The organism is Bradyrhizobium sp. (assembly GCF_049691595.1).
GTDB lineage: Bacteria > Pseudomonadota > Alphaproteobacteria > Rhizobiales > Xanthobacteraceae > Bradyrhizobium.
The window spans coordinates 25,097-34,520 of sequence record NZ_JBAVNZ010000288.1 but is presented as its reverse complement, the minus strand read 5'-3'; the positions used below and the strand labels follow the sequence as shown (position 1 = coordinate 34,520).

9 protein-coding genes are annotated in these 9,424 nt (G+C 62.6%); 1 reads left to right on the top strand and 8 read right to left on the bottom strand.

All coding sequences use genetic code 11. From position 1 onward, the window contains the following. Nucleotides 1-266 precede the first annotated feature (266 nt). A complete protein-coding gene (locus tag WCE35_RS13065; protein ID WP_424593765.1) occupies nt 267-1,334 on the top strand; it encodes a GGDEF domain-containing protein in 1,068 nt (355 codons plus the stop codon). A 102-nt stretch (nt 1,335-1,436) separates the two neighbouring features. On the opposite strand, the gene WCE35_RS13060 is transcribed toward WCE35_RS13065, so the two are convergent. From WCE35_RS13060 to WCE35_RS13025, 8 genes are all read right to left on the bottom strand, one after another. After that, complete coding sequence (locus WCE35_RS13060) at nt 1,437-1,859, bottom strand: TfoX/Sxy family protein (protein WP_424593767.1); 423 nt, start codon at nt 1,857-1,859, stop codon at nt 1,437-1,439. Between the two features lie 133 nt (nt 1,860-1,992). Then, complete coding sequence (locus WCE35_RS13055) at nt 1,993-2,397, bottom strand: HesB/IscA family protein (RefSeq protein ID WP_424593764.1); 405 nt, start codon at nt 2,395-2,397, stop codon at nt 1,993-1,995. An 89-nt stretch (nt 2,398-2,486) separates the two neighbouring features. After that, entirely contained in the window at nt 2,487-2,858 is a 372-nt protein-coding gene (locus WCE35_RS13050) for an SUF system Fe-S cluster assembly protein (RefSeq protein WP_424593763.1), read from the bottom strand. Then, complete coding sequence (locus WCE35_RS13045; RefSeq protein ID WP_424593766.1) at nt 2,855-4,096, bottom strand: cysteine desulfurase; 1,242 nt, start codon at nt 4,094-4,096, stop codon at nt 2,855-2,857. The genes WCE35_RS13050 and WCE35_RS13045 overlap by 4 nt, the downstream gene beginning before the upstream one ends. A 2-nt stretch (nt 4,097-4,098) precedes the next feature. After that, nucleotides 4,099-5,451 (bottom strand): Fe-S cluster assembly protein SufD, encoded by a 1,353-nt coding sequence (gene sufD / locus WCE35_RS13040; protein WP_424593762.1) that lies wholly within the window; start codon nt 5,449-5,451, stop codon nt 4,099-4,101. Further along, nucleotides 5,451-6,206 (bottom strand): Fe-S cluster assembly ATPase SufC, encoded by a 756-nt coding sequence (gene sufC, locus WCE35_RS13035; protein ID WP_424593761.1) that lies wholly within the window; start codon nt 6,204-6,206, stop codon nt 5,451-5,453. Before sufC ends, sufD begins: the two co-directional genes overlap by 1 nt. 167 nt (nt 6,207-6,373) lie before the next feature. Then, complete coding sequence (gene sufB, locus WCE35_RS13030; protein WP_424593760.1) at nt 6,374-7,855, bottom strand: Fe-S cluster assembly protein SufB; 1,482 nt, start codon at nt 7,853-7,855, stop codon at nt 6,374-6,376. 94 nt (nt 7,856-7,949) lie between these two features. Continuing rightward, nucleotides 7,950-9,107: a cysteine desulfurase family protein gene (locus tag WCE35_RS13025; protein WP_424593759.1), complete on the bottom strand. Its 1,158-nt coding sequence runs from the start codon at nt 9,105-9,107 to the stop codon at nt 7,950-7,952. Nucleotides 9,108-9,424: the final 317 nt, after the last annotated feature.

Sequence of the window (9,424 nt, the reverse complement as noted above, 5' to 3'; positions counted from 1 at the left end):
GCCAGGCCCCGCTCCGGTCTCCCGCGTGCCGTCGATCGGGCGCGCCGAACAACGACGTCCGCCGCGCGAAGCCGATGCGGAGCCCGCCGATCACTCGCATCTTCCGGCGTTTCTGCTGCGGCCCGTTCGCGCCCGCGTGTGAGCGGCCGAATCGTCGGTAACCGGCCGTTTACCCGGCGTTCATTCTCCTCAACTAGCTTGGCGACGATGATTTAATCATTGCTGCTGGGGGTGAGCGGCACTGCTCGCTATTGGGGACGTGATTGGTGGTCAAGCTGCTGGATGAACACGAACGCACGATGGCCTTTGCCGAAGTCGCGCTCGGGCAGATCAGATCGTTGCGGCAGACCGCGGTCCCCCGCAACTATGAAATCTGGTACGTCTATGCGACCGGGTACAATGCCCCCCTCAACAAGATCATCAACGAAACGCTGGCACACAACGGCAAGCTGAGCGAAGCCGATCTCGAGCAGATCTACGAGACCTATCTTTCCCAAATCAAGACCTCCGACCGCATCGACCAGGTCGGCGCGCGCGTGATCGGCGAAATCGACGACGTCATGGCGCTCATCACCGAGGCGCTGGGCGTGTCGTCGAGCTATGACGCCAGCCTGAGCGGGGCGAGCCAGGAGCTTGCCATGGCGCAAAGCCGCGACCAGGTCAGATCGATCGTGGAACAGCTGGTGAAATCCACCCGCGAGATGCGCGACACCAACAAGGCGCTCGAAAACCGGCTGGCGCTGTCGAAGACCGAAATCAGCAACCTGCAGTACAGTCTCGAAGCGATCCGCGCCGAGAGCCTGACCGATCCGCTCACCGGCCTCGGCAATCGCAAATATTTCGACCGTTCGATCGAAATGGCAGCCCAGGCGGCGCTCGCGAGCGGCGAGCCGCTGTCGCTTTTGATGTTCGATATCGACCACTTCAAGTCGTTCAACGACTCCTATGGCCACCTCACTGGCGATCAAGTGCTGCGGCTGGTCGCCCTCTCCCTGAAACAGACCATCAAGGGCCAGGACATCACCGCCCGCTATGGCGGGGAGGAGTTCGCGGTGGTACTGCCCAACACCGCGCTGCGCCAGGCGCTGACGGTGGCCGACCACATCCGCCGTGCGATCATGGCGAAGGAACTGAAGAAGAAATCGACCGGTGAGATTCTCGGCCGCGTCACCATATCGGTCGGCGTCTCCGTGCTGAAGCCGGACGACGATACCGATTCCCTGATCGAACGCGCCGATGCCTGCCTCTATGCCGCCAAGCGCAACGGCCGCAACCGCGTGATCTGCGAAGTCGATCCGGAATACGCCGCCGGGACTCACACTCAGGTCGCCTGACGGTCGCAACAATCTCTCCGTCATTCCCCGATGTGCAATTGCACATCGGGGATGCGCCTCTTTGGCGCAGGCCCGGAATGACGAAAGTGGAGTGCTTCCCCCTTAACGAACTCGCTTTCGCGGAGCGGTCTTCTTGGCCACCGGCTTTGTGCTCGTGGCCTTCCTGGCTACCGTCTTCGCCGCCTTGCGCGGCTTCGGGCGCTTGCGTATCGCCGCGCGCTGCGCGGCCGCCAGCGCTGCCCTCGCCCAGTCTGCCAACTCCTCCGAATCGTCAAACAGCCGCGCCGGCAATTGCCAGTATGAGTTCACCGTGACGGTCTTCGCCCGCGTCTGATACTGGAATGGCTTTGAACCTTCAGCTTCGAACTGCGGGATGGTCTGTTCGTCGGCACGAAGGAAAAGTCCGGCGCGCAGCGCCAGAGCGAAGTTGGTGCCATCGGCGGAAATGCCAAAGCCGGAGAACATCCGGCGGATGGTAACCGGACCAAAGTCCGCGAACAGGTCGATCAGGAAATCGCGGTCCATGGAAACAACTCGTGCCCCGGACGCAGCGAAGCGTGAAACGGTGCGCTGCAGAGCCGGGGCCCATAGCTCACCCTTTGGGTCCCGGCTCTGCGGAGCAGCGTGAAGAACGCTGCACCGCGTCCGGGACACCAGACTAGACCTTCGCGGCCGTCAACTGCACCGACTCGCCGCAGCCGCAGGCTGAGATCTGGTTCGGGTTATTGAAGATGAACTGCGCCTGCATCTTGTCAGCCTTGTAGTCCATCTCGGTGCCGAGCAGGAACAGCACCGCCTTGGGATCGACCAGGATCTTCACGCCCCTGTCTTCGACGACTTCGTCGGTCGGGCGGATCTCATGGGCATATTCCACGGTGTAGGACTGGCCGGCGCAGCCGCCATTCTTGATGCCGACGCGAAGCCCGACGATCTCGGAATCGGCGCGCTTGGTCAGCTCGGTGATCCGCTGCGCGGCGGCCTCGGTGAGTTTCATCACCTGCGGGCGCGGGCGCGGCTTCGGCCTGGATGCGGGCGTCGGTGAAGCGGGTGTCATCTCAGTCATGTGGTCAATCCCAGCGGCAAATCAATGCCGGCTATTTCCCTTGAGCCGATAGTACTTGGTTTTGTTCGAGCACGATCCTTCCAGGCGCCTCACCACATGTTGAGGACGAGCCGCGCCTCGTCGGACATCCGGTCCGGCGTCCACGCCGGATCCCATACCAGATTGACGTTAACAACCCCGACGCCGGGAACGCTGGCGATGGCGTTCTCCACCATCTGCGGCAGTTCCCCCGCGGCCGGACAATTCGGCGTGGTCAGCGTCATCATGACGTCGACGCCGCGATCGTCCTTGAGGTCGACCTGGTAGATCAGGCCGAGCTCGTAGATGTCGGCCGGAATTTCCGGATCGAACACCGTCTTCAGCGCGGCGACGATCTCGCCGCCAAGCCGCTCGGTCTCCTCCGGCGGCAACGCCGAGATGGTTTCCATGTTGGCGGTCTTGATTTCGGCTGTGTCGGTCATGAAAACAATTCCCGCGCCCTGATCAGCGCCTGTGCCAGTTGGTCGACTTCCTCACGGGTATTATACATCCCGAACGACGCGCGGCAGGTGGCCGTGACATTGAACCGCTCCAAAAGCGGCATCGCGCAATGGGTGCCGGCGCGCACCGCGATGCCCTGCCGGTCGATCACGGTCGCGACATCGTGGGGATGGGCGCCCTTCATCTCGAACGAAATCACCGGCCCCTTGTCGCGCGCGGTGCCGATCAGCCGCAGCGAATTGATCTCGCGCAGCCGCGCCTCGGCATAGGTCAGAAGGCCATGCTCGTGGGCGGCGATCCGCTCCTTGCCGATCGAATTGACGTAGTCGATGGCCGCGCCCAGCCCGATCGATTCCACGATCGCCGGCGTGCCAGCCTCGAATTTGTGCGGCGGATCGCCATAGGTGACCCAGTCCTTCGCCACTTCGCGGATCATCTCGCCGCCGCCATTATACGGCCGCATCGCCACGAGGTGCGCGTGCTTGGCATAGAGCACCCCGATGCCGGTCGGACCGTACAGCTTGTGGCCGGTAAAGACGTAGAAATCGCAGTCGATATCCCTGACGTCGATAGCGAGGTGAACGGCGGCCTGGCTGCCATCGACCAGCACCGGAATGCCGCGCGCGTGCGCGAGTCCTACCACGTCCTTGACCGGCACGATGGTGCCGAGCGCGTTCGACATCTGCGTGATCGCGACCAGCCTGGTGCGCGGCGTCAGCAGCTTCGCGAACTCCTCGATCAGGAAATTGCCTTCGTCGTCAACCGGCGCCCATTTGATGACCACGCCATGACGCTCGCGAAGGAAATGCCAGGGCACGATGTTGGAATGATGCTCCATGATCGAGAGCACGATCTCGTCGCCTTCGCCGATATTCGGCTCGCCCCAGGACGAGGCCACCAGATTGATGGCCTCGGTGGCGTTGCGGGTGAAGACGATCTCTTCAATGCGCCCCGCGTTGAGAAACTTCGCGACCTTGGCGCGGCCGCCCTCATAGGCGTCCGTGGCAGCATTGGCGAGGTAATGCAGCCCGCGATGCACATTGGCATATTCGGTTTTGTAGGCTTGCGTCATGCGGTCGAGCACCGCGTTCGGCTTCTGCGCCGAAGCAGCGTTGTCGAGATAGACCAGCGGCTTGCCGTAGACCTTGAGCGCCAGCGCCGGGAAGTCCTGCCGCACGCGGCCTACGTCATAGGCGCCGTTTGAGACCGCCGGATGCATGGTCATGCCCGCGCCTCCAGCCAGCGCTCCGCCGCCGCGGCCGCATGCGCGCGCAAGCCGTCCTCGGCGATCCGTTCGATAGCCTCGCCGACAAAAGCCTGGATCAGCAGCGCCTGGGCTTCCTGCTCGGAAAGGCCGCGCGCGCGCAGGTAAAACAGCAGGCTCTCGTCGAGCGATCCCGTGGTCGCGCCGTGGCCGCAAGTGACGTCGTCGGCGAAGATTTCCAGCTCCGGCTTGTTGTCGGCTTCGGCCTCATCCGACAGCAGCAGCGCCCGCGTCATCATCTTGGCGTCGGTCTTCTGCGCCTTGGGACGAACGATGATACGGCCCTGAAATACCGAATGGGCGCGGTCGTCGACGACAGCCCGGAAGATTTCCCGGCTGGTGCAGTTCGGCGCCGCATGATCGAGAAACAGCGTGGTATCGGCGTGCTGGCGGCTGTTGACCAGATTGACGCCGCTGGTTTCGACCTGCGAACCCTTGCCGGCGCACTCGATGAACATCTGATAGCGGCTGACGCCAGCACCCGTGGTCAGTCCGAAGGTGTTGAAATGGGCTTTTTCCCCCAGCCCAACCGCGGCGCTGGAAATATTGAACGCATCGCGGCTGTCTTCGACCAGCCGGACATGATCGAGCCGCGCATCGGCATCGACCAGCATCATGGTCGCGTCATGGACCTGATAGTTGCCGGCGCCGTTCGCAGCGATGTAGCTCTCGATCAGGGTAGCCGTCGCAGCCTTGCCGACGCGCACCGCCGAACGCGTGAACATCGCCGCCGGCTGACCCTGGCTCGCGATATGAACGATCTGCAGCGGCCGCGCCAATCGGGTGCCAGGGGCGACCTCGATCATGACGCCATCGGTCATCATCGCCGCGTTCAGTGCGATCATCGGATCCGATTTGTCCTGAACCGCCATCGGCTTGGTATCGTCGACGTCGATCAGCCGGTCGCGGCTGGTCCAGGTGCCACTTTCCAGCACCTCGCGCAGCGTGCGAATCTCAAGCCCCTTTTCCAGATCATCGAGACCGGAAAGCGCCGGCACGAAAAAGCCGTCCACCAGCACCAGCCGGCGGGCGCCTTTAATCCCATGGGACGCCATCGCCCTGACGGCCGCATCGAGCGCCGCCCGATCCGGCGCGGCGGCCTGCGGCAAGACCTCGCGCATCAGCGCGCGCAGATCGGTATATTTCCAGTCCTCGAGCCGCCGGTGCGGCAAGCCGCGGCGCAAAAAACTGTCGAACGCGCGCTGGCGCGCGTCGGGCACTTTTCCAGTACCTGGCAGCCGGTTGCGTGTCCGCGCGAACGCCTCGCTCAACGTCTGGCCGGCTTCGGCTTTTGTGATTACGACGTTCATCAGGCCGCCACATCCTCGAACTGGGCGTAGCCGGACTGCTCGAGCTCCAGCGCCAGTTCCTTGCCGCCGCTTTTGACGACGCGGCCCTTCGACATCACATGCACGAAATCCGGCACGATGTAGTTGAGCAGCCGCTGGTAGTGGGTGATGACGACCATCGCGCGTTCGGGCGAGCGCAGCGCATTGACGCCGTCGGCGGCGACCCGCAGCGCGTCGATGTCGAGGCCGGAATCCATCTCATCGAGGATGCACAGGCTCGGCTCGAACAGCGCCATCTGCAAAATCTCGTTGCGCTTCTTCTCGCCGCCGGAAAACCCGACATTGACGCCGCGGCGAAGCATCTCCTGCGGGATGTTCAGCGACGCCGCCACCGCGCGCACCTTCTTCAAAAAGTCCGGCGTGGAATATTCGCTCTCGCCGCGCGCCTTGCGCTGCGCGTTCAGCGCGGTGCGCAGGAAGGTCATGGTGGCGACGCCTGGAATCTCCACCGGATACTGGAACGCGAGGAACACGCCCTTGGCGGCGCGCTCGTCGGGCGACATCTTGAGGATATCCTCGCCCTTGAACAGGATTTCGCCGCCGGTCACCTCATAGCCCGGCTTGCCGGCGATGACATGGGAGAGCGTCGATTTGCCGGAGCCGTTCGGCCCCATGATCGCGTGCACCTCACCCTTGTTCACGGTCAGCGACAGCCCGTGGAGAATTTCACGCTCCTCGACACGAACCTGCAGATTCCTGACTTCGAGTAATGGCATTCACATTGTCCTTAAGAGACTAATCTGGAAATTCGTCATTGCGAGGAGCACTTGCGACGAAGCAATCCAGTGTTGTTTACGTACAATGGATTGCTTCGCGGAGCCTGTCATCGGGCGCGCATTTCGCGCGACCCGTTGGCTCGCAATGACGGCATCAGGCTCGACCATCAACCCACGCTCCCCTCCAGCGAGATCGAGATCAGCTTCTGCGCTTCCACCGCGAATTCCATCGGCAGTTGCTGCAGCACGTCCTTGACAAAGCCGTTGACAACCAGGCCGACGGCCTCTTCCTGGCTCAGCCCGCGCTGCACGCAGTAGAACAGCACGTCTTCCGAAATCTTCGACGTCGTCGCCTCATGCTCGAACAGCGCGGAGGAATTCTTCGCCTCGATATAGGGCACGGTGTGTGCGCCGCATCTGTCGCCGATCAGAAGCGAGTCGCAGGCGGTGAAATTGCGCGCCCCTCGCGCTTTCCGGTGCGCGGTGACAAGGCCGCGATAGGTGTTTTGCGAAACGCCGGCGGCGATGCCCTTGGAGATGATCCGGCTCGTGGTGTTGTTGCCGAGATGGATCATCTTGGTGCCGGAATCGACCTGCTGGTGGCCGTTCGAGATCGCGATCGAGTAAAACTCGCCGCGAGAATTGTCGCCGCGCAGGATGCAGCTCGGATATTTCCAGGTGATGGCTGAGCCGGTCTCGACCTGGGTCCAGGAGATTTTCGAATTGTTGCCGCGGCAGTCGCCGCGCTTGGTGACGAAATTGTAGATGCCGCCCACGCCTTCGGAATTGCCGGGGTACCAGTTCTGCACCGTCGAATATTTGATCTCGGCATCATCCAGTGTGACCAGCTCAACGACGGCGGCGTGCAACTGGTTTTCGTCGCGCTGCGGCGCGGTGCAGCCTTCGAGGTAGCTGACATAGGCGCCCTTGTCGGCGATGATCAGCGTGCGCTCGAACTGGCCGGTGTTGCGTTCGTTGATGCGAAAGTACGTGGACAGCTCCATCGGGCAGCGCACGCCCGGCGGCACATAGACGAACGAGCCGTCGGAAAACACCGCCGAATTGAGCGTCGCAAAATAATTGTCCGAGGTCGGCACCACGGTGCCCAGATATTTCTTCACCAGCTCAGGGTGTTCGCGGATCGCCTCCGAGATCGGCATGAAAATCACGCCGGCCTGCTTCAGCTCCTTCTGGAACGTGGTGGCGACGGAAACGGAATCGAACACGGCGTCGACGGCGATCTTGCGCTGGCCTTCCGGGCGCACCACGCCTTCCAGCACCTCGACTTCGCGCAAGGGAATGCCGAGCTTCTCATAGGTTTTCAGGATTTCCGGGTCGATCTCGTCAAGCGACGCCACCGTCTTCTTCGGCTTCGGCGCCGAGTAGTAATAGAGATCCTGGTAGTCGATCTTGGGATAGTGAACCCGCGCCCATTTCGGCTCGGTCATGGTCAGCCAGCGGCGATAGGCCTCCAGCCGCCACTCCAGCATCCAGGCCGGTTCATTCTTTTTCGCGGAAATGAAACGGACGGTGTCTTCCGACAGCCCCTTCGGGGCCTTGTCGGACTCGATCAGCGTCTCGAATCCATATCGATATTGATCGACGTCGATCCGCCTGACGCGGTCGACCGTCTCTTGTACGGCTGGCATTCCATCCTCCGCTCGCGGTTTCAAGGACCGCGGTGGATCAGTTCGGAAAGTCTATTACGATGTTTTTCCGACGAAATCACCTGCTTAGAACCGTTCAAGCCGTGTTTCGTCGCTTCTCCTTAAGTAAGCTATTGGCAAGCTTTCGCCAAGCCTCGAGGGCAAAATCGATGTCCGCCTCTGAGGTAGACCAGCCCAGGCTGAGCCGCACCGCGCCCTGCGCCAGGTCCCCGTCTAAACCCATGGCGGCGAGCACGTGGGAGGGCTGAACCTTTCCCGATGAGCAGGCAGAACCGGAGGATACCGCGATACCGGCAAGGTCGAAGCCGATCACCGCCGTTTCCGCCCTGAGACCAGGAACCGTGAACAGCGTGGTATTCGGCAGGCGCGACACCCCCTGGGAAAACACGATCATTCCGAACGTCTGCCGTAAACCGTCTTCCAGGCGGTCCCGCAGGCCCTGCAGACGACCGGCACCCCCTCGCATGGCCGCCATCGCGGCCTTGGCCGCGGCTCCAAAGGCCGAAATGCCCGCCACATTCTCCGTGCCCGCCCGGCGTCCGAGCTCCTGTCCGCCGCCGCGCAACAGCGGCTCGAATCCCCTTACCTGCTCCGTCAGAACGAGCGCGCCGACCCCCTTGGCGCCGCCGATCTTGTGCGCGGAAAGCGTCACCAGATCCGCCTGTATTACCCTGATATCAAGGGGGATTTTCCCAAGTGCCTGGATCGCATCGACATGCAGCAGACCGCCCGCTCCATGGACGAGCCTAGCTACCTCTGCCACCGGCTGCACGGCGCCGGTTTCGTTGTTGGCGAGCATCACCGATACCAGGGCCGGCGGACCGCCATCCAGCATCGCGCGCAGATGGTCGAGGTCCACCAGGCCGGATGGCGTGACCTTGATGATGCCGATCGCCTCGGCCGGAAACCGGCCGCCTGCGAGAACCGAAGGGTGTTCGATCGCCGAAACCAGCAGCCGCTGCACCGGCTGCCCGGCCGCCAGCTTCAACCCCGGTGTCAACGCCAGCGCATTGGCCTCCGTGCCGCCTGAGGAAAACACGACGTCCTGCGGCCGCGCTCCCACGGCTGCAGCCACCGCGGCCCGTGCCTCCTCGACCAGCCGGCGCGCCTGCCGGCCCTCGGCATGAACCGAGGACGGGTTGCCGCAGAGATCCCACGCTGTGGCCATCGCCGCCCTGGCCTCGGGGCGAAGCGGCGTGGTCGCATTCCAGTCAAGATAGACTCGGTCGGGCATATGGTTCTATAATACCTTTGATGTTCCGGTCTCGTACCAGCCGCGAGCGAGCGGTGCGCCAGCCTTGTTATCGCAATTGGTGATCGCGCGGTCTCTTACAATCGGCAACTAACGCGTTGAACTGACTACCGGATGTTCAAGATGCTTGCTTTTTGCCCCTCGCCTCATGCTAGAACGCGGCCTCAAAATCCACCGAGCGCCGTTCGCGCATCGCCCAACGACGCTGATCACCCTTTCCATGAGCCACTTTGTCTGCGGACACGCCGATGAAGTCAGCCCAAATCGGTTGATTGCCAAGGGTCACTCTAGGAATCGAT